Annotated in this window: 16 protein-coding genes and 1 pseudogene; 5 read left to right on the forward strand and 12 right to left on the reverse strand. The window is 74.2% G+C overall.

Annotated features, from left to right (window positions below; genetic code table 11):
• Positions 1-27: 27 nt before the first annotated feature.
• Positions 28-1,209, reverse strand: coding sequence for an MBL fold metallo-hydrolase (locus ACWDX7_RS20045; protein ID WP_451489480.1), 1,182 nt, complete (start codon positions 1,207-1,209; stop codon positions 28-30).
• Positions 1,210-1,278: 69 nt separating this feature from the next.
• Entirely contained in the window at positions 1,279-2,496 is a 1,218-nt protein-coding gene (locus ACWDX7_RS20050; RefSeq protein ID WP_451489512.1) for an aminotransferase class I/II-fold pyridoxal phosphate-dependent enzyme, read from the reverse strand.
• Positions 2,497-2,831: 335 nt separating this feature from the next.
• Between ACWDX7_RS20050 and ACWDX7_RS20055 the strand changes: the two genes are divergently transcribed.
• A complete protein-coding gene (locus ACWDX7_RS20055) occupies positions 2,832-3,647 on the forward strand; it encodes a methyltransferase domain-containing protein (protein ID WP_451489479.1) in 816 nt (271 codons plus the stop codon).
• A 90-nt stretch (positions 3,648-3,737) separates the two neighbouring features.
• Here ACWDX7_RS20055 and ACWDX7_RS20060 read toward each other — a convergent pair whose 3' ends face one another.
• From ACWDX7_RS20060 to ACWDX7_RS20080, 5 genes are all read right to left on the reverse strand, one after another.
• A complete protein-coding gene (locus ACWDX7_RS20060) occupies positions 3,738-5,705 on the reverse strand; it encodes a DUF5107 domain-containing protein (protein WP_451489478.1) in 1,968 nt (655 codons plus the stop codon).
• A gap of 208 nt (positions 5,706-5,913) precedes the next feature.
• A complete protein-coding gene (locus ACWDX7_RS20065) occupies positions 5,914-6,492 on the reverse strand; it encodes a GNAT family N-acetyltransferase (RefSeq protein WP_451489477.1) in 579 nt (192 codons plus the stop codon).
• 235 nt (positions 6,493-6,727) lie between these two features.
• Positions 6,728-6,850 carry an Imm49 family immunity protein gene (locus ACWDX7_RS20070; protein ID WP_451489476.1) on the reverse strand — a complete coding sequence of 41 codons (123 nt, stop codon included), beginning with the start codon at positions 6,848-6,850 and terminating at the stop codon, positions 6,728-6,730.
• 69 nt (positions 6,851-6,919) lie between these two features.
• Positions 6,920-7,180 carry a hypothetical protein gene (locus ACWDX7_RS20075; RefSeq protein ID WP_451489475.1) on the reverse strand — a complete coding sequence of 87 codons (261 nt, stop codon included), beginning with the start codon at positions 7,178-7,180 and terminating at the stop codon, positions 6,920-6,922.
• 170 nt (positions 7,181-7,350) lie between these two features.
• Complete coding sequence (locus ACWDX7_RS20080; RefSeq protein WP_451489474.1) at positions 7,351-8,301, reverse strand: alpha/beta fold hydrolase; 951 nt, start codon at positions 8,299-8,301, stop codon at positions 7,351-7,353.
• A gap of 139 nt (positions 8,302-8,440) precedes the next feature.
• Here ACWDX7_RS20080 and ACWDX7_RS20085 point away from each other — a divergent pair, with 139 nt between their 5' ends.
• Positions 8,441-9,067, forward strand: coding sequence for a TetR/AcrR family transcriptional regulator (locus tag ACWDX7_RS20085; protein ID WP_451489473.1), 627 nt, complete (start codon positions 8,441-8,443; stop codon positions 9,065-9,067).
• 215 nt (positions 9,068-9,282) lie between these two features.
• Positions 9,283-9,450, forward strand: a complete 168-nt coding sequence (locus ACWDX7_RS20090) for a hypothetical protein (protein WP_451489472.1) — start codon at positions 9,283-9,285, stop codon at positions 9,448-9,450.
• A gap of 93 nt (positions 9,451-9,543) precedes the next feature.
• Here the strand turns inward: ACWDX7_RS20090 and ACWDX7_RS20095 are convergent.
• The 4 genes and pseudogenes from ACWDX7_RS20095 to ACWDX7_RS20110 form a co-directional block, all read right to left on the reverse strand.
• Positions 9,544-11,551 (reverse strand): annotated as a pseudogene (locus tag ACWDX7_RS20095) (prolyl oligopeptidase family serine peptidase).
• A 19-nt stretch (positions 11,552-11,570) separates the two neighbouring features.
• The gene (locus tag ACWDX7_RS20100) at positions 11,571-13,049 is read right to left on the reverse strand and encodes a M20/M25/M40 family metallo-hydrolase (RefSeq protein ID WP_451489471.1); all 1,479 of its coding nucleotides are present in this window, start codon (positions 13,047-13,049) and stop codon (positions 11,571-11,573) included.
• A complete protein-coding gene (locus ACWDX7_RS20105; RefSeq protein WP_451489470.1) occupies positions 13,042-13,875 on the reverse strand; it encodes a M55 family metallopeptidase in 834 nt (277 codons plus the stop codon). The genes ACWDX7_RS20100 and ACWDX7_RS20105 overlap by 8 nt, the downstream gene beginning before the upstream one ends.
• A gap of 323 nt (positions 13,876-14,198) precedes the next feature.
• Positions 14,199-14,642 carry an SRPBCC family protein gene (locus ACWDX7_RS20110; protein WP_451489469.1) on the reverse strand — a complete coding sequence of 148 codons (444 nt, stop codon included), beginning with the start codon at positions 14,640-14,642 and terminating at the stop codon, positions 14,199-14,201.
• Between the two features lie 605 nt (positions 14,643-15,247).
• Here ACWDX7_RS20110 and ACWDX7_RS20115 point away from each other — a divergent pair.
• Positions 15,248-16,849, forward strand: coding sequence for an alpha/beta hydrolase (locus ACWDX7_RS20115; RefSeq protein WP_451489468.1), 1,602 nt, complete (start codon positions 15,248-15,250; stop codon positions 16,847-16,849).
• A 93-nt stretch (positions 16,850-16,942) separates the two neighbouring features.
• Here ACWDX7_RS20115 and ACWDX7_RS20120 read toward each other — a convergent pair whose 3' ends face one another.
• Positions 16,943-17,503: an adenylosuccinate lyase gene (locus ACWDX7_RS20120; protein ID WP_451489467.1), complete on the reverse strand. Its 561-nt coding sequence runs from the start codon at positions 17,501-17,503 to the stop codon at positions 16,943-16,945.
• Between the two features lie 340 nt (positions 17,504-17,843).
• Between ACWDX7_RS20120 and ACWDX7_RS20125 the strand changes: the two genes are divergently transcribed.
• Entirely contained in the window at positions 17,844-19,640 is a 1,797-nt protein-coding gene (locus tag ACWDX7_RS20125) for a 3-hydroxyacyl-CoA dehydrogenase family protein (RefSeq protein WP_451489466.1), read from the forward strand.
• Positions 19,641-19,688 lie beyond the last annotated feature (48 nt).

The raw sequence follows: 19,688 nt of genomic DNA on the forward strand, positions 1-19,688 counted from the left end.
CGTTTCGCCGGTGCGGGCGACGATTCATCAGGGGACGTCGAGGATGCGGGAGGCGCCGATCGGGAGGTCCCAGAGGGCCTCGCGAGGCAGTCCGGCGCGCGACCAGGCCGCCCGGACGCGGTGGAGGGGCTCCATGACCGGTTCCGCGGAGAGGACGAAGGTGGCCCAGTGCATGGGGGCCATCCGGTGCGCGCCGAGGTCCAGGCAGGCCTGGACGGCTTCCTCGGGGTCCGCGTGGACGTCGCTGAGCCACCAGCGGGGGGCGTAGGCGCCGATGGGCAGGAGGGCGAGGTCGATGTCCGGGTGGCGGCGGCCGACCTCGCGGAACCAGTGGCCGTAGCCGGTGTCCCCCGCGAAGTAGAGCTTCCTCTGGTCCGGGCTCGCGGTGTCGGTCAGGACCCAGCCGCCCCACAGGGTGCGGCAGGTGTCGATCAGGGACCGCTTCGACCAGTGGTGGGCGGGGACGAAGTCGAAGCGTACGCCGCCCAGTTCGGCCGCTTCCCACCAGTCGAGCTCGGTGACACGCGTGAAGCCGCGGCGGCGGCACCAGCGGGCGAGGCCGGCCGGGACGAAGAGGGCCGTCTGCCGGGGCAGCCGCCGGAGCGTGGGTGCGTCGAGGTGGTCGTAGTGGTTGTGGCTGATGACCACCGCGTCCACGGGCGGCAGATCCTTCCAGCGCACCCCGACGGGCGTCATCCGGGCCGGGGTGCCGAGGATCCGCCGGGACCAGACGGGGTCGGTCAGTACGGTGAGGCCGCCGATCCGCAGCACCCAGCTGGCGTGCCCGGCCCACGTGGCGCAGACGGTACCTGGAGCCACCGCGGGCAGCGGGGCGGGCTCGAAGGGCAGGTCGGGGATGCCGCGCAGTCCCTCGGCGCCGGGCCGGAAGGCGCCTTCGCGGGCGAGCCGGGCGAAGGCGCGGACGCCGGGCAGCGGGGTGGTCAGCCGGTCCGCGAAGGAGCGGGGCCAGCGGCGGACCTCACCCAGCGGACGGGGCGGAGCCGGATGCGGGGGCGGGGGCGGTGAGGTCGGGTCCGGGTGCCCCTGGCCGGCAGCCGACCGTACGGGCACGGGCGAGGCGGAGGCTGGGAAGGCGACGGCGGAGGGCGCGGAGACCGGGGCGACGGAGGCGGGCGGCGCGGCAGGCGTGGCGTCCCGGACGGGGCCGGGGCCGGGGGCCGGGGCGGGAGCGTCCGTCTGATCCCTCATGGGTGAGTCTCCGTTACCTGCGTCGATTCCGGGAGTCGGGGGCCGAGGCCCGGGGGCGGGGGATGGCGGTCAGGCCAGCTCCGCGAGCACCGATCCGAGGAGGTCCAGGGAGCGCCGTACGTGCGGGAGCCGAAGGGGATCGCGGGCGGTGAGCGCGGCCAGCCCTTCCTCCGGGGTGGCCCCGAGCAGCGGCCACGTCGACAGCCTGACCCGCAGTGCGCCCAGTTCGTCCGCGAACCGCTGCCCGCCGGGCGTGGGCGCCCCGAGCCGCCCGCCCAGCCAGTCCTCCAGCTCCATGGCGTCGGCGACCCCCCGCCGGGCGAGCCCGGCGCGCAGCGGGCCGAGGTCGGCGTACAGGTGTCGGCCGGCCTGCGGGGGCCGGGCCAGCGCCCCGGCAGCGAGCAGTTGGCGGTGCGCGGCGGCGGCCACCGCGCCGTGCAGTGCGACGGCCTCCCGCGCGCGCCCGGCGACGGCTTCCGGTTCGTCCAGGGCGTGTGCGGCGGCTCCGGCGACGGGACCGGCGAGCAGGGCGCCGGTGGCGGTGAGGACGTCGAGGGTGCGGGCGCGCAGCCAGGTTCCGCGCGGGGTGCCGGGGAAGCGGACCACGGCGGCGGGCCACCCCGCGGGCAGCAGCCCCCCGGACAGGTCCACGAGGACGGCGGCCTGGTCGGGGAGCATCTCGGCGGGGCTCAGGACGAGGGTGTCGTGCGGCCGGTGCACGGTGTCGCGCCAGGTCTCGTCGCTGACGACGAACAGCCCGGCGGACTCGGCGGCTTCGCACGCCTCGCGGAGCAGCTCGGGCGGCGGCACGGTGGCGGTGGGGTCGTCGGCGACCGACAGCAGCAGGACGCGCGGGTCGCCACCCTCGGCGCGCACCCGCCGTACGGTCTCCAGCAGGGCGTACGGGTCGGGTACGCCGCCGCACTCCGCCGGTGTCGGCACGTGATAGGCGCGCCGTCCCAGCATCCGCACCTGCGGGGTCCACCATGCGGGACAGGGGCGGGGCAGCATGACATCGCCCCCGTACGCGCCCAGCAGGGCCAGCAGCAGCGCGGGGGCTCCCGGCCCGGCGGCCACGTCCTGCGGGCCGGTGGCGAGCCCGCGCCGTGCCCAGTACGCGCACGCGGCCTCCCGTACGGGCTCGCCGCCGCCCACGGGCTCGGGGGCGGCCCGCCCGGCGGCCGCGGCCAGGACGGAGAGGAGTTCGGGCAGGACCGGCAGGCCGGGCTGGGGCGCCGGTGGACCGTACCGGACCGTGCCGTGGCCCTCCACCGCCGCACGCCGCATCCCCGCCACCGCTTCCTGCCTTCCGCGCTCGCTCCGGCTCCACTCGCCCGCCATGCCCTTTATACGATGATTTATGCGGGTGTGCCCGCTACCGGCCCGGGAGCGGGGGCGGGCGGCCGGGTCCGCACATCCGCCCGGGGCGCCTCTTGTGACTGTGCCCGCACATGCCCCTTACCCGCTCCGCGACGGCGTGCGCGTACTGACGGCGCTGCCAGCCATCCGACCGAAACCCCTTGCCGCATACAGACGCTGTCCACATGTCAAAACGAGGATCTCGGATGGCGGTCGCATCGCCTACGGTGCTCACACGGCTTCGAAGGAAGAGGATCACGCCCATGAACGCGAAAGAGACGGCCGTCTACACCCACGGGCACCACGAGTCGGTTCTGCGCTCCCACCGGTGGCGCACCGCCGCGAACTCGGCCGCGTACCTGATCGGCGAACTGCGCCCGGGCATGTCCGTCCTGGACGTGGGGTGCGGCCCGGGCACGATCACCGCCGACCTCGCCGAACTGGTCGGACCGGGCGGCCGGGTCACCGCCGTCGACGCCTCCGCGGACATCGTCGCCCAGGCCCGCGCCCATGTGGCCGAGCGGGGACTGAGCCAGGTGGAATGCGCCGTGGCGGACGTCCACGCGCTGGACTTCCCGGACGGCTCCTTCGACGTGGTCCACGCCCACCAGGTGCTCCAGCACGTCGGCGATCCCGTACGGGCGCTGCGCGAGATGCGGCGGGTGTGCCGGCCGGGCGGGATCGTGGCCGCACGGGACGCCGACTACGCCGCGATGACCTGGTATCCGGCCGCGCCGGCCCTGGAGGAGTGGCTCGGCCTGTACCGCCGGGTCGCCCGGGCCAACGGCGGCGAACCGGATGCCGGGCGCCGGCTGCACGCCTGGGCGCGCGAGGCGGGACTCACCCGCGTCGCCTGCTCGGCGACGGCCTGGTGCTACGCCACCGCGGAAGAGACGGCCTGGTGGTCGGCCCTGTGGGCGGACCGTACGACGGCCTCCGCGTACGCGTCCATCGCGACCGGGGGCGGCCACGCGAGCCCTTCGGAACTGGCCGCCCTCGGCGCGGCCTGGCGCGCCTGGGGCGCACACCCGGACGCGTGGTTCTGCGTCCCGCACGGTGAAATCCTCTGCCGGGTCTGAACGCCGGGAGCGCGGGCCCGGCGCACATGCCGCCGCAGGGCGCCGCCCCGCTGTGACGACACGGCCGCCCGGGGTGTTTCCCGGTTCTCTCTAGACGGAGGGCCGCATGCGGAAATCGTACCGCGGCGGCAGCGGCCGGTCGGTGAGGGCGGCCCACGCCTCGTTCAGGGTCTCCTCGCCCTCCCGGAGGTCGGGAATCTCGAAGCCGTCCTCGAAGACCCGCAGCGCCGCGGCCACATGGCCCTCCGCCGCCAGCAGCCGCGCGGCGAGCAGCCGGAAGCGGCCGTGCTCGCGCAGCGCGGGCCGCAACCGGTCCCAGACGCTCCGCGCCTGCGGCAGCCGTCCGGCGGCCAGCAGCGCCGTCAGCGCCTCCCGGCCGAGCGCCGACTCCGCCGCCGTCCACGCCGCGCCGCCCGGGCTCTCGGCGGCCAGGTCCTCGAAGGCCTCCGCATAGCCGTCGGCCGCCCGCTCCGCGTCGCCCGCCAGGGCGTCGGCCACCGCCAGGCACCGCAGCAGGGGCCACCGGGAAGGGGCTCGCACCAGCCCGCGCTCCCAGCTCCGCACCGCCTGGGCCACGTCTCCGGCGTGCCACTGGGCCACACCGAGGTGGTATTCGGTCAGCGGATCCGCCGGAGCCATCTCCAGCATGTCCCGCCAGTGCGTGGCGACCAGGCTGGGCCCGGGGAGCGCCGCGCGCCCGGGGGCCGGGAAGACGCCGGTGCGCCACAGCTCCAGCCAGGGGGCCTGCTCCGCGCCGAGTGCCGACTCCTCGAAGGGGGTCCCCGGCAGTTCGAAGCCCCCGCGCAGCACCTCCAGCGCGCCCCAGCCCGAGCCCTCCGCCAGCCGCTCCCCCGGTTCCGTGTCGGCGCACCCGCGCCACGCCTCGTACGCCTCCGCCACCCGCGCGCGGGGCAGTACGGCGTCCAGCGCGCCCTGCGCCGCGCCGCGGGCCCGCGCCCAGTCGGCCCCGTGTACCGCGGCGGGGTCCGCGGACAGCGGCCCGTACGCCTCCAGCCAGCTGAACTCGGCGCCGCCCTCCAGCCGGACGTGCTCCAGCTGGGTGCGGGCCAGTCCGGCCTGGATCTCGGCGTAGCCGCCCGTACCGGGCTCGGTCAGCCACTCCTGCCAGCGCCGGCCGCCGGCCCCCGCTCCCCAGACGAACAGCTTGCGGCCGCGCAGCAAGCCGGTGGAGGTCTGTACGAGCCCCTGCCCCGCGGCGTCCAGCGAGGCGATCCAGGGCCGCTCCCCGTCGTGGACCTCGTAGAAGAAATCGGCCGGGTACTGGCTGCGCAGCGGGTACGTCCGGTCGGCGCCCTGCCATTGCGGTACGGGGATGCGCCGCAGGGAGTGCTCGTAGCCGAAGTGCCAGGCCTCGTCAGCGGGGGCGAGCACCCGGGTGCCCTCGTCCTCCGGGACGGCGATGTTGGACCACCAGTACACGGGGGCGGGCCGCTCGTGCGGATTGCGCACACGGACGCCGACGTACAGGAACTCCGAGTCCCCGGGCAGCCACAGGTCCACCTGGAACGGCAGGTCCCGCAGCCGCTCCCATTCCCACAGCCGCACCATCTCGCCGCCGTCGGGGGCAGGGACGAGGGCGGCGTGCAGCGGGGCGCAGGAGAGGGTGGTGTGGCCGGTGGCGCCGATGTTCCACTCGATGCCGCCGGAGAACCAGGCGCCGTTGAGGGCGAAGTCGGCGGGCTGGAACACCGGGTTGCGGTAGAGCAGTTGGCGGCCGGTCGGCAGGTGTTCGATCGAGTGGAGGCGCCCGCCCAGGCCGGGCAGGACGGTGACGCGCAGGTGGGCGTTCTCGATGACGATCGCGTCGAACTCCCGCTCGCAGCGCTCCCGGTGGTAGCCGTCGCGGATCCGGACGGGCAGCAGGGAGCGCAGCGGCTCGTAACCGATCTGCCGGGCCATGTCGCGCGGCAGCCCACCGCGCGTCCGCTCGTCCAGCGTGTGCACCTCGCGGGGAGCGCGCAGGGCGGGCAGGGGATTCTCGGGGCCGGTGGGGACCGCGGGGAGGGTCAGGACGGCGCGTCGGACGGTGGTGGCCATGAGGGAAAGGAAACACGCCGCAGCCGCCTCCGCACAGGGATTCCGGGGATCCCCACCGGTCAGGATGACCCGAAGGCGCCCACCTCCAGGCGATCTGCGCGGGTACGGTGCCGGGCGCGGGCGGTCGGTGCCGGACGGGCTGGTGCGGGCGGACGGGGGCCCAGACGCAGGGGGATTCGAGGAGCGCCCGGGCCGGGCCCGCACGGCTTCATCCGGGGCGACGCGCGTCCCGGGGCACCGGCATGTCGGCGGTCACGGCCCAGCGTTCGTGGTCGCGCCAGGCCCCGTCGACGTGCAGGAAGTCCGGCGAGAGCCCCTCCAGCCGGAACCCCGCGCCGCGTACGAGCGCGATGGAGGCGGTGTTGCCGGGCTGGATGTTGGCCTCCAGCCGGTGCAGCCCCAGGCCGCCCTCCGGGACGGGGCCGAACGCGTGCGCGAGGACCAGGCCGAGCGCCTCGCGCATCAGCCCGCGTCCGGCGGCGTGCGCGAAGGCTCCGTAGCCGAGGGCCCCGCACTGGAAGGCTCCGCGCACGATGTTGTTGATGTTGACGAAGCCGGCGATGGCCCCGGTCCCCCGCTCGCAGACGAGGAACCCGGCCCGGCCGCCGCCCTCGATCAGCGGCTTCGTGTAGGACTCGTACTCCTCGACGGTGCAGGGCGGGAACAGCCAGGGGTGGTGCAGTGCCCGGCTTTCGCGCGCGCGGGCGGTGAATTCGGCTCCGTCGGCGATCCGGAAGGGCCGCAGACCCACCCGCGCCCCTTCCCGGACGTAGGTGGAAAAGGTCATGCCCCCAGGCTAAGCACTCCCGACAGAATGATCTCCGAGGTGGTCGGATCGCTCCGGGGCCGAAGATTCGGGGCCCGACACCGGACGAGCCCTGTCGACCGGTGATCGCCCGCCGCGGGGCCGAGGCCGGTTCCGGGCGCGGGGCCACGGGGCCGCGGGGCCGTGGGGCCGTGGGGCCGTGGGGCCGTGGGGCCGTGGGGCCGTGGGGAGAAGAAGACGGGCTTCGGACCCACCCCTAGAAGGGCTCGGCGGCCCGCAGGAGGCCCTGCGGAAGGTAGGGGGACTCGACGCGGATGGTCCAGCCCCGGCGGCGGGCGTGGCAGGCCTGACAGGGGGGTTGAGGAGCTAGGCAGCCCAAACCGGCCTGAGGTGGGAGTCCGGCTGGTCCTCGACCCCGCGCCCCGCGGATCAGGCGACGGCATGGGACTCAGGGCATGCTCGTGAGCGGCCAGCGGTTCGGGGCGTTGCGTCGGATCGCCGCGCGTATGTGGACCATGGCCAGGACGGCGCTCATGTGGGTCTTGCCCTCGGTGTGCCGGACGTGATCCTTGCAGAACCACAGGGCGTTCTCGGGATGCCCCTCACGATCGAGTGGTGGGGCTATCGCACGGAAACGTACGAGCGTGAACGTCTCGTAGTCGTGGTCCCCGAGGGACGCGTTGCAGATCGCGCAGTGCGGGGGCATCACGGCCGGTCAACTCCACTTCGCCGAACGAACCATGCTCGAATCCTACGTTCGTCCCCATCACCGGCACGCCCGTCTCGCGCCGCCTCCCGGACTCGCCAGCGCCCGATGTCCGTCGAGCTTCCGCCATCGCCTTTCTGTCACCCCGCGAGGGGTTCCGGCGGTCTCACCGGTTACGCCTCGGTGACGTCCCGGGTTGCCGCCGGGTGGAGGGAGTCGATGTCCTGCATGAAGCTCAGCATCCGGGCGTTGACGAGGTCCGGGTGGTCGATCTGCGGTCCGTGTCCGGTCGCGGCGACGATCTCGGCGCGGGCGCCGGGAATCACCCGAGGAACGCGTTCCAGCTGACGCTTGGGGTGCACCAGCAGGCTGCGCTTGCCCATGATCAGGTAGAACGGCGTCCGGATGGAGCCCAGCTCGGCGTCGGACAGCGGCAGCGGAGCGGGGCGGCGGATCCGAAATGCCTTCACGCCGGCATGGACCCAGGCACGCAGGTCCCGGTCGCAGACGACTGGTTGCTCCAGCCACTTCGCCAGGGCCGGGCGCAGTGCCTTGGGCGCGAAAGTCGCGATGAGGCTGGCGAAGATCCAGACGAAGAAGCGCAGCCCCACCTTCTCCAGCCCGCCCGGGTCGAGGGCGGTGACAGAGGCGAGCCGTTCCGGCCCGCGGTGGGCCTGGTTGATGACCAGCCAGCCGCCGTAGGAGGAGCCGACGAGGTGGACCTTGTCGAGGCCGAGGCCGCCGAGGGCCTGGTCCATCCACTGGGCGGCCCGCTCGGGCTGCCACATCGGCTCGCGCTGGATGCTGCGGCCCGGATCGCCGGGGGTGTCGAGGGCGTAGACGGGGCGGTCGGCGCTGAGTGCGGCCGTGTTGGGGTACCACTGTGCGGAGCATCCTCCTGACCCGTGTATCAGGACGACCGGCGTGCGTGACTCGGCTGCCGGGTTTGAGGAGCCGTACCGGTACACGCGGGTGGTCCCGAAGCTCGTCTCCACGTCGGTCTCGGAGCGGATCGGTGCGCCCTTCGCGTAGAGCACGTCGCAGGCGGCGTAGTAGCGGTCGCGCAGCTCGTCGTTGACGTAGCGGCCTATGTCGCGGCCCGCGCGGGTCGTGTTCTCGGGCATGGGCACCTCCGTGAGATCCATTCTTTGTGATACGACCGTACCATACTGCTGATACAGCGGTACCATGAAATGGGGCGCCGAGCCGAACCGGGCGGCGAACACTCGACCCACCACTCCAACCACGGCCGGAGAACCACGGATGCCCAAGCGCGTGGACCACGATGAACGCCGCACCCAGATCGCTGAAGCACTGATCCAGGTCGCAGGGCGGCAGGGCCTGCACGCGGTCGGCATGCGCGATGTCGCCGCCGAGGCGGGCATCTCGCTGCGCTTGGTGCAGTACTACTTCCAGACCAAGGAGAAGCTGCTCTTCCACGGCCTCCAACACCTGACCGACCGCTTCACAGCACGCGTCGGCGCCCGCCTCGCCGCTGCCGGCCCGGACGGGGGCCCCCGGGCGACCATCGAGGCGCTCCTGCTGGCCTCGCTGCCGACCGACGGGGAGAGCCGAACCTTCCACCTCCTCTACAGCTCCTACGCGATCCTGTCCGTGACCGACGAGGCCCTCGCCGCCCAGCCGTTCATCGACAACCCCGACGCCGCCGAGAACGCCCTGACCGGACTGATCCAACAGGCACAGGAGACCGGCCTGGCCGACCCCGGAGCCGACGCTCGCACGGAGGCGATCAGCCTCCTCGCCATGACGGCAACCCTGGGGACCGGCATCCTCGTCGGGCAGCGGACGCCGGAGTCTGCCATCGCCGCACTCCACTACCACCTCGACAGGATCTTCAACAGCAGTCAGACAGCGCCTGCGACCCGGTGACTTCCGCTCTTGGTCTCACCAGGATCGGCGTGAGGTGCCGGCCCGGCGGATGCTGCGGTCGGTGAGGTCGGCCAGGAGGGAGCGGCGACCGACCTGCGGGCATGTGGGACCCGCCGGCGGTTGCGCTGTGCGGGCCAGTACGGCGGCGTGGAGATCGCTGTGCCGGTAGGTCACGTTGCGGTGCACGTTGGCCGGGGCGCGCAACGGCAGACACGGTGATCGGCGACACCGACGCGGCGTGGGCGGGGGCCCTGGCGGGGATCGCCGCCCGCTGGCCGGAGCTGCCCGTCGTGGGCTACGAATCCGGCGACGACCTGGCGGCCGCCGTCCGCGCCGGCTTCACCCCGGTCGGCCCCCTCCGCGCCTGGCTGCGCACCGCCTGAACCCGGCCGTCAGGCCGCCAGCCGCCAGGCAGTCAGGCCGTCAGCCGCCAGACCGTCAGACCGCCAGACCGCAGACGGTCACGCCCTGCGCGCTCACACCCGCAGCTCCAGCCGCGGCACATCCGTCCGCTCGATCCCGAACACCTGGACGTACAGCGACAGTTCCGCCTCCAGCGCCCGGATCATGGTGTCGGCGCGCCGGAAACCGTGGCCCTCGCCCGCGAAGGCCACGTACGCGTGCGGCACCGACCGTCCCCGCATGGCGGCCAGGAGACGTTCGGCCTGGGCCGGCGGGCAGACCGGGTCGTCCAGCCCCTGGAGCAGTACGAAGGGTGCGGCGATCCGGTCGGCGCGGGCCACGGGCGAGCGCTCACGGGCCAGCACCGCGCGGCGGCCCGGCCAGGCTGTCGGCGTAGTGGGACTCCAGGTCGTGGGTCTCCGCGGCGAAGCCGGCCAGGTCCAGCACCGGGTAGATGATCGCGGCGCAGGCGTACAGATCCGTGGCGGCCAGCGAGGCCGCCGCCGTCCAGCCGCCCGCGCTGGCGCCGCGGATGGCGAGCCGGGCCGGGTCGGCGGTGCCCTCGGCGGCGAGCGTCCGGGCCACCGCCGCGCAGTCCTCGACGTCGACCACGCCCCACTGCTCGCGCAGCCGCTCCCGGTAGGCGCGGCCGTAGCCGGAGGAGCCGCCGTAGTTCACCTCCACGACGCCGATGCCGCGCGAGGTGAAGTAGGCGATGTGCAGGTCGAGCACGGGGGGCACGTGATCGGTGGGGCCGCCGTGCGCCCACACCACGTACGGGGGCAGTTCGTCGGCGGGGGCACGGCAGGCCGGGTGGTGCGGCGGGTAGACGTGCGCGTGGATCTCCCGGTCGTCCGGGCCCGGGAAGATCCGGGTCTGCGGCTCCGGGTAGTAGGCCGGATCCACCCGGTCGACGGCCCGCGCGCCCACCGCGCGGGCGTGTCCGGTGGCGATGTCCAGTTCGACCACCTCGTACGCGCTGCGCGGGCTGGCGGCGACCCCGTAGATCCGCGTGCCGCTCACGGCGAGCGTCGGCTGCCAGTCCGTCCACGGTCCGGCGGCGTCCACGAGGTCGCCGCTGTCCGGGTCGAGGATGCCGAGTACGGAGGCGCCCTGGCCGTGGAGGACCGCGAGGAGCCCTCCGCCGGAGCTTTCGGCCCGGGAGCCGTCCGCGGGGAGGGGGGCGATCCAGCGTGTTCCCGGTTTCCACAGCGGGCCGCCGAACTCCTCTTCGCGCGGGCACAGGTTGACGGCCTCACCGGTCCCCGGGTCCACGCGGTACGGGTTCCACCACCCGCTGCGGTCGCTCACCGCGAGGAGGTCCCCGCCGGCCGTCCATTCCACCTGGGCGATGGCCTCCTCGGGGCCGCCGAGGACCGTACGGACCTGTTCGAAGGCGCCTTCGGGGGTGATCTCGGCCAGTTTCAGCTCGGTTCCCTCCCAGGGCATGCGCGGGTGGTCCCACACCAGCCAGGCGGCGCGCCGCCCGTCCGGGGAGAGCCGGGGGCCGGTGGTGAACCGGTGCCGGTCGTCGGTCAGTTCCCGTACCGCGCTCCGGTCCTCGGCCGCCGACCCGTCCAGCGGTACGGCGGCCAGCACCCGGCGTACATCGGTGGGGGCCGGGCCGGTGAACTCCTCCAGCACGCACCAGACTTCGCCGCCGCGCAGGACCGGGTCGGCCCAGCGCAGGCCGCCGCCGACCGCGGACAGGGGGGTGAGGGGGCGCGGTGCGGCGGCACCGGGCGCGTCGGGTTCGTAGGAGTACAGCCGCTGGTCGGCGAAGTGGACGAAGACGAGGAGGAGTCCGCCGGCGGCCCGGTCCAGGCCGTCCCAGGGCCGGCCGCCGTACTCGGTGACCCGGCTGCGCACGTCCCACGGCGCGGGCAGCTCCGCGGCCGCCGGTCCGCCGTCCACGGTCCTTCGTACGAGGGTCCGGCGGCCCTCCTCCTGCGGCCGGGGCTCGGTCCACCACACGTCGGAGCCGACGGCGGCGATGTAGTCGGGCCGTCCGTCGAGCGAGGCCGCGAGCGCCGCGTCGATGGGTGAGGGCCAGCTTCCGTACGGCAGGGTCGGCGCCACCATCAGGAGGTCCCTTCGCCTTTCAGAGCGTCCGCAACGCGTGGTCGAGGACCCGGACCCCGAAGTGCAGGGCTTCGACGGGGACCCGCTCGTCCACGCCGTGGAAGAGGGACCAGTAGTCGAAACCGGGCGGCAGCTTCAGCGGGGAGAAGCCGTAGCCCGTGATGCCGAGGCGGGAGAACTGCTTGGCGTCGGTGCCGCCCGCCATGCAGAAGGGCACCACGTGTCCGCCGGGGTCGAACCGCTCGACGGACTCGCGCAGGATCCCGTACGTCCGCCCGTCCACGGGCGCTTCGAGCGCCACCTCGCGGTGGTGGAACTCCCACCGGACGTCCGGGCCGGTGAGCGCGTCGAGGGTGGCGATGAACTCGGCCTCACCGCCGGGCAGCATCCGGCCGTCCACGAACGCGGTGGCCTGCCCGGGGACCACGTTGAGCTTGTAACCGGCGCTGAGCATGGTCGGGTTGGCGCTGTTGCGTACGGTGGCCTCGACGAGGGCGGCGGCCGGGCCGAGCCTGGCGAGGACCGCGTCGAGGTCGAAGCCCGGACCGTGCGGATCCACCGACAGGCCGTCCAGGGCGGCGAGTTCGGTGATGCAGGCGGTGACGGTGGCGGTGAGCCGGACCGGCCACTGGTACTCGCCGATCCGTGCCACGGCGGCGGCGAGCCGGGTGACCGCGTTCGCCTTGTTCGGCTTGGAGCCGTGCCCGGCGGTGCCGTGCGCGGTCAGCTTCAGCCAGGCGGTGCCTCGTTCACCGGCCGCGATCGGATAGAGGCTCTGGCCGGGGCGGGGGTGGACGGTGAAGGCGCCCGATTCGCTGATGCCCTCGGTGCAGCCCTCGAAGAGGTGGGGGTGGCGGTCGGCGAGGAAGCCGGAGCCGTCGACCGCGCTGTCCTCCTCGTCCGCGGTGTAGGCGATCACGATGTCGCGGCGCGGCCGGACCCCGGCCCGCGCCCAGGCCCGCACGACGGCCAGCACCATCGCGTCCATGTTCTTCATGTCGACGGCGCCGCGGCCCCAGACCACGCCGTCCCGGATCTCGCCGGAGAAGGGGTGCGTGCTCCAGTCGGCGGCCTCGGCCGGGACCACGTCGAGATGGCCGTGGACGAGCAGGGCATCGGCGGCGGGATCGGTGCCCTCGATCCGGGCCACCACGTTGGTACGGCCGGGGGTGCGCTCCAGCAGGACCGGCTCCAGGCCGATGGCGGCGAGCCGCTCGGCGGCGTACTCGGCGGCGGGGCGCTCGCGGCAGTCGCCGCCGCCCCGGTTGGTGGTGTCGATCCGGATCAGGTCGGCGGTGAAGGCCACCGCCTCTTCGAGCGCGACCTCGTCGACGGCGCCGGCCGGTACGGTGACGGGGGCCCCGGGCCCACGGCCGTCGCCGGGCCCGGCTCCGGTTCCGGCGCTGGCCGCGGCACCGGTCTCGGCACCGGTTTCGGCCCCGGTTTCGGCTCCGGTTTCGGCGCTGACTGCGGACGTACCCACCGTTCTGCTAGCCATACTGCTCCTCCACGGCCGCCGAGACGACCGTCGTGACCGCCTTGAACGTCCGGATTCCCTCGTACATCGTCCCGCTGGTGTACGCGACCCTGCGCTCCGCGCACCGCTCGACCCCGGGGACCACCGTGGCGGCCATCGCCAGGTGCTCGGCGTCGAATTCCAGCTCCACGGTGAAGGGGCCGCCGCTCACCGGTTCCCGGCGGACCGCCAGGGCCGTGGCCTCTTTGGCCGCCGCCCGGATGTCGGCGGCCGTACGGGCCGGAGTGCGGCACACGGCGGCGTAGCGCGAGACGTGGTCCTTGACGGCGACGGTCACCGCGTCGGGGGCGTAGCCGGCGGCGTCGGCGCAGGTCAGGTCGTCTCCGGTGACCAGGACGACCGGGACCCCGTACTCGGCGACGACGTGGGCGTTGAGCAGGCCCTCGCTGGCGCGCACCCCGTCGAGCCACACTCCGGTGATGGAGTTCGCGAGGTAGGTGTGGGCGAGGACGCCTTCGGAGCCGGCCCCCGTGTGATAGCCGACGAAGGCGACGCCGTCGACGTCGCCGTGCTGGACTCCCTCGACCATGGAGAGGGACTTGTGGCGGCCCGTGAGCATCTCCGCGCGGGGGTCGAGCCGCTCCAGCAGCAGATTGCGCATGGTCGCGTGGGCCTCGTTGATGAGGACCCGCTCGGCGCCGCCGTCGTAGAAGCCGAGGACGGCGGCGTTCACGTCGGAGGTGAACAGCGCCCGGCAGCGTTCCCACTGCGGGGCCCCGGGCATCACGTCGTCGGGCCAGGTGACGCCGGTGGCGCCTTCCATGTCGGCGGAGATGAGGATCTTCATCGGGCCCCCGGGCGGTCGGTTGCACACGGTCGGTCGCTCACGCACGCGGCGGTCGGTCCGAACGCTCGCGCCGCTCCCGGACGCTCACCTTGGGTGCGGACGGTCACCTCGGTGGCGGACGGTCGTGTCGGTCGCGGACGCCGGCGGAGGCCGCGGCGCGTCGCGCAGGCGCGCGGACGGACACGCGCCGGGCCCCACCCTAACCGCCCGGAGCGCCGATCGCCTTGGGGCCACGCCCGCTGCCGGCGGCGCGGACCCACCCGGAATTCCACCCGAACCGGTGAGTCGCCGCAGGGCTCCCACCGGCCCGGCAACCCCTGTGGTCAGCCCTCGACTTCGGCGGCCAGGTTGGCCAGCACGGCGTCGTGGATCCGGGCGAGGCCCTTGGGCGCGAAGGTGCGCTCGAAGAAGCCGCCGATACCGCCCGCGCCGTTCCACACGGTGGTGACGACGGCCTTGGACTTGCCCTCGCCGGCCGGGGTGACGGTCCAGGTGGTGACCATGGAGGAGTTGCGGTCCTTCTCGACCAGCTGACCGTCCGTGGGCTCGGTGACTTCCAGCAGGCAGTCGCGGACCCGCTTGCTGGTGGCCTGGAGCTTCCAGTGGACGAGGGTCCCCTCGCCGTCGCCGCCCTCGCGCACCTCGTACTCGCTGAAGTGCTCGGGCAGCAGCCGCCCCCGGGTCCCGGTGTAGTCCGCCAGCGCGTCGAACACGGTCTCCGCGTCGGCCGCGATGATCCGCTCCGTGGTGGCCTCGACCTGCGCCATAGCTGTTCCTCCAGCAGTTGTGATCGCTCGTCGCGGCAAGACAACCACCTCCGGGCCGACCGCCCAAATCCGGGCCGCCGGGGACACCGCGACCAGGGGCGACCGGGTCCGCCGGACCCGTCGGGACCCGCCGGAGCGGCCGCGGGCCGCCGTCCGCGCCGCAACCGGGCCCGGCGGGCGCATCCGTGACACCTCTGGTACTCCATCTGCGCCGGGGCCGCGGAAGTACTTCACCTGCCCGGCCGGGCGAGCACCGTCCGCGTCCCGTGGAGCGGTACGTGCCGCTGTGCGCGGGCGGCTCGTACGGGCCCGCCCCGCACCGGGGGCGGACCGCTCGCCAAGTCCACGCAGCCGCCCCCGGATCCGGCATCGCCTGGGCACGGGGCGGCGCGTGCGTTCGTGCCGCCCGGGCGGCCGGGCTCCCTGCCGGCCGAACCGGCGGCCACCGGGCACCCGGCACACCGCCCGCTGCCCGCTGCCCGCTGCCCGCTGCCCCCGGATGCTCCCTGGCGGGTCATCACATCGGGCCAATAGGCGGCCCAATCCCGTCCTCCCGGCGTGGTTTCCGGGACGATTCCGCCCAGAACCCTCGGCTGGGAGGCCCCATGCTGCACCCGTTGAAGAAGCGCCGCCCGTTGCACAAGCGCGCCGCCGTCCTGCTGTCGATCTCCACCGTCGCCGCCGCCCTCGCGAGCCCGGTCACGGCGGCCCCGGCGGCCGGCCCGGCGGCCCCCGCGGCGTCGGCGGCGCCGAAGGCGGCCCTCCACTGGACCGGCTGCGCTACCACCCGGTTCCCGACCCTCCAGTGCGCCTCCCTGAAGGTCCCCCTCGACCACGGCCACCCCGCGGGCCGGCAGATCACCCTCGCCCTGACCCGGGTCCCGCACACCGCCGCCGCCTCGCAGGGACCGCTGCTGGTCAATCCGGGCGGTCCGGGGGGCAGCGGCCGCACCCTGGCCGGCTACATCGCCTCCGCCCTCCCCAAGGACGTGGCCACCCAGTACGACGTGATCGGCTTCGACCCCCGGGGCGTCGGCAAGAGCGAGCCGGCCCTCGACTGCGCGGCCGGCCACTTCACCCCCGTCCGCCCGGACTCCGTACCGCGCGACCAGGCGACCGAGCGGGCGAACCTGGAGCGGGTGCGGGCCTACGCCGAATCCTGCCGCTCCAAGCACGCCGACGTGCTCCCGCACATCGGCACCGTCGCGGCCGCCCGCGACATCGAGGTGCTGCGCGCCGCCCTGGGCGCGGAGCGGATCAGCTACTTCGGCTACTCGTACGGGACCTACCTGGGCGCGGTGTACGCCAAACTCCACCCGGGCCGGGTCAACCGGCTCGTCCTGGACTCCGTGGTCGACCCGGGCGGGGTCTGGTACGAGGACAACCTCGCCCAGGACCGGGCCTTCGACTCCCGCCACAAGGCCTTCCTGGCCTGGGTCGCGCAGCACGACGCCACCTACCGGCTGGGCACCGACCCGGCGGTGGTCGAGCGGCGGTGGTACGCGGTGCGGGAAGCCCTGCGCGGGACTCCGGCGGGCGGCAAGGTCGGCCCCTCCGAGCTGGAGGACACCTACATGCCGGGCGCCTACTACAACGGCTACTGGCCGACCCTCGCCGCCGCCTTCTCCGCGTACACGGTCGGCAAGGACACGAAGCCGCTGGTGGCGGCGTACGAGCGGTTCGGCGCGGTGGCGGCCGCCGCGGGCAACAGCTACAGCGTGTACTCGGCGGTCCAGTGCCGGGACTCGGCGTGGCCGAAGGACTGGAACCAGTGGCGCGCCGACATGTGGCGCACGCACGCCAAGGCGCCTTTCATGACCTGGAACAACGCCTGGTACAACGCCCCGTGCGCGTTCTGGCCCACGCAGCCGCTGAAGGCCCCGGACGTGACCAACACCGCTCTGCCGCCCGCGCTGCTCCTCCAGGCGACGGACGACGCGGCCACCCCCTTCGAGGGCGCGGTCAGCATGCGGGAGAAACTGGCCGGCTCCGCCCTCGTGGTCCAGGAGGGCGGCGGCAACCACGGCATTTCCATGAGCGGCGACAAGTGCCTCGACGAGAAGGTGGCGGCGTACCTGAGGACGGGCCAGGCCGCGGACGCCACCTGCGCCGCCCCGCCGGCCCCGAAGCCCACCACGGCGACGCGCGCGGCCCAGCCCTCCTCGCGCGGCGCCACCTTGCACGGCCTGCTCGGCTTCCGGGGCTGAATCCCCGCGCCGGTCAGCATGAACGGCCCCGCGGGGCCGACGGGAGCCGCTGACCGGCCCCCGTCGGCCCGTCCGTTCCCGCCGCTGGGGCGGTCAGTCCAGGGCGCGCAGGGCCGCCGTCGCCGCCACGGCCAGGCGGGGGTGGGACTGGGCGCGGGTCAGGAGGTCGCGGGCGCGGGGATCGGCGAGGGCGCCCAGTCCTTCGACGCAGGCCAGGGCGATCCGCCAGTACGGGTCGTGCGGGGAGAGCAGCCGGGACAGCGTGGCCATCAGGGCCGGAGCGGACTCCGGGGCGCGCAGGGCGGTGAGCAGCCGCACCGGCTGGAGGGCGTAGGCGGTGCGCAGGCCGTTGGTGGCGAGGGCCGCCGCGGCCCGGGCGGTGCGGGGATCCCCCAGTACGGCGAGCGCCTCGGCGGCGGCCGCGCAGCGCGGCGGGTCGCGATGGTTGAGCAGCAGCACCAGGGGTTCGAAGGCCCTCCGGTCTCCCCGCAGGCCCAATCGGTACGCCGCCAGCTCGCGCGCCCACAGGGGCTGCCCGGCGGAAGTCAGCGAAGCCGCCAGGCCATCGGGATCCGCCACGAGCAGCGCCTCGTACCGCGCGCGGTCGGACGATCCGGTGGCTTCCGCCCGCAGGCGCTCCAGCACGTCGTTCACGCGCTGAGCCTAGGGCGCCTGCGCGGCGGGCACAGCGGTTCGCGGGGATACGTACCCGATCGCGGCGGGCGGGGGCAAGCCGCGGGGCGGCGTATGTCACATCTCCGTGCGCTGGCCAAGCAGTTACCGAGGAGTTACTGTCCCTTCAACACGTACGAGGCGGCCTGGTGACGCAGCCGCCCCGTGCCGGTCGGTTCGGTGCCTCGGGTACCGCAGCACCTCTCGCATTACCACGGCGTGGCCCCGGGACAGGGCCCGCCGCTTTCGCCCCATGGGCTTCCCCGCACGGCATCCGCACGCCGTGCCCTCAGTCGTCACCCTCTTCCACTGGAGTCCCTCGATGGACCGTCCGTCCAGTCAGTCCACCCTCCAGACCATCGCCGTCGTCGGCCTCGGCACGATGGGCACCGGCATCGCCGAGGTCCTCGCGCAGGCCGGCCACGAGGTCATCGGCATCGACATCAGCGACATCGCCGCCCGCCGGGCCACGGCCGCCCTCGCGGCGGCCACCGCCCGCTCCGTCGCCAAGGAGCGCCTCACCGACGAGGAGCGGACGGACGTCCTCGCCCGCTTCCGCACCTTCACCGACCTCGGCGCCGCCGCCGAGGCCGATCTCGTCATCGAGGTCGTGCCCGAGTCGTACGAGCTCAAGCAGCGGGTGTTCCGGGAACTCGACGCGATCGTGCGGCCCGACGCGATCCTGGCGACGGGCACCAACGCCCTGTCGGTCACCCGGCTCGCCGCCGAGTCCCAGCGCCCCGAGCGGGTGGTGGGCCTGCATTTCTTCAATCCGGCGCCGGCGATGAAGCTGGTCGAGATCGTCTCCTGCGTGCTCACCGCGCCGACCGCCGTGGCGGCGGTCACCCAGCTGGCCCGCGCGCTCGGCAAGGAACCGGTCTCGGTCGGGGACCGCCCCGGTTTCCTCGCGGACGGCCTCCTCTTCGGCTACCTGAACCAGGCCGCCGCCATGTACGAGGCGAAGTACGCCTCCCGCGAGGACATCGACGCGGCGATGCGGCTCGGCTGCGGTCTGCCCATGGGCCCGCTCGCGCTGCTGGACCTGATCGGCGTGGACACCGCCCGCACCGTGCTGGAAGCCATGTACCTCTCCTCCGGGGACCGGCTGCACGCCCCGGCGCCCGTCCTGGGCCACCTCGCCGAAGCCGGGCTGACCGGGCAGAAGTCCGGGCGCGGCTTCTACACGTACGAGGCGCCCGGCAGCTCCGTCGTCGTCCGCGACGCGCAGACCCCGCCGGAGGGCGGCCGCTCCGGCGGCGGCCGGCCGGTCACCTCGGTCGGCGTGGCCGGTACCGGCACCATGGCGAGCGGGATCGCCCAGGTCTTCGCGCAGGCCGGTTTCACCGTGGCCATCGCCGGGCGCAGCCAGGAGAAGGCCGATGCGGCGAAGGCCGCGATCGGCAAGTCCCTGGCCCGGGCGGTGGCCAAGGGCCGGCTGACCGAGGACGCGGCCGCCCGGACGCTGGACCGGATCAGCGCGGCCGGTTCGCTGGAGGCCTTCGCCGAGGTGGACCTGGCCGTGGAGGCGGTCGCCGAGGACCTGGCGGTCAAGCAGGAGCTGTTCGCGGCCCTGGACAAGGTCTGCAAGCCGGGCGCGGTGCTGGCCACCACGACCTCCTCGCTGCCGGTGATCGCGATCGCCCGCGTCACCTCGCGCCCCGAGGACGTGATCGGCATGCACTTCTTCAACCCGGCGCCGGCGATGAAGCTGGTCGAGGTGGTCCGTACGGTCCTGACGGCCGACGACGTGCACGCCACCGTCCGCGAGGTCTGCGCAACGGTGCGCAAGCACCCGGTGGACTGCGGGGACCGGGCCGGTTTCATCGTGAACGCGCTGCTGTTCCCGTACCTGAACAACGCCGTCAAGATGGTCGAGCAGCACTACGCGAGCCTCGATGACATCGACGCCGCGATGAAGCTGGGCGGCGGCTACCCGATGGGGCCCTTCGAGCTCCTCGACGTGGTCGGCCTGGACGTCTCGCTGGCCATCGAGAAGGTCCTCCACAAGGAGTTCCGCGACCCGGGGCTGGCGCCGTCCCCGCTGCTGGAGCACCTGGTGGCGGCGGGATGCCTGGGAAGGAAGACGGGCCGCGGATTCCGTGAGTACGCCCGCCGGTAACCCGCCGGGCCACGAGCCGGATGCGTGGGGAGGGCTGCTCGGGTCCGC

Source organism: Streptomyces sp. NPDC003034, from assembly GCF_053591375.1.